The 669-nt window shown below is 46.8% G+C and carries 1 protein-coding gene; it reads right to left on the bottom strand.

Features of this window, described 5'->3' with window-relative positions; genetic code table 11:
• Positions 1-94 precede the first annotated feature (94 nt).
• Positions 95-669, bottom strand: a 575-nt coding sequence (locus PSI06_RS21060) for a Tn3 family transposase (protein WP_273605075.1), incomplete at its 5' end; no start/stop codon positions are given.

The raw sequence follows: 669 nt of genomic DNA, 5'->3' as shown, positions 1-669 counted from the left end.
GGGGTTCTAGGGATTTTCCCCTCTAAAGTAACATAGAATGCTACAGGCTTTGTATTATATAGCCTCCAGCTGTGGGTTACTTTCGTTTCCAAGCTTAATCATCCACGATTGGCTTCGTAATTTCACTAATATCAGGCAATTTTCCGGTATTGGTGAAGTTATACGTCCCGCTTAAGTTGATATTTTGCCATGCAACGGGCGAAACAGCACGAGTGATAGCCGCTTTTTCTTCATCACCTGTCGCTTCAAAGTGTCCCAGAAGATGACTCAGTATCGCGGAGTTGAAGTAGATGAGCGCATTGGCAAGCAATCTTGCGCATTCATTCCAGATAGCGATTTCAGACTCGTTTTTGCCACGGAACTGATCACCATTCACCGACGCAATGGCTCGTCTAAGGAAGTGCCATGCTTCTCCCCGGTTCAGGGCACGTTGCACATACTGCCGCAAACTGGCATCGTCGATGTAGTCAAGTAAATATTGCGCTTTAACCAGTCGATTATACTCTGTCAGCGCCTGTAATATCGGGTGTCCTGAAGGATAACCAGACAGTTTTCTCACCAGTATTGCCTGTGTTGTTCGTTTTGTCTGAAGTGACAGGACAATACGCCTGATATCCTGCCATCCCGTTTCGATGACCCCCGTCCTGATGGGTTTCTTCAGCGCAAGTA

The organism is Pseudoalteromonas sp. GABNS16E, assembly GCF_028598715.1.
GTDB classification, from domain to species: domain Bacteria; phylum Pseudomonadota; class Gammaproteobacteria; order Enterobacterales; family Alteromonadaceae; genus Pseudoalteromonas; species Pseudoalteromonas atlantica.
This window is presented reverse-complemented; position numbering and strand designations above follow the sequence as displayed.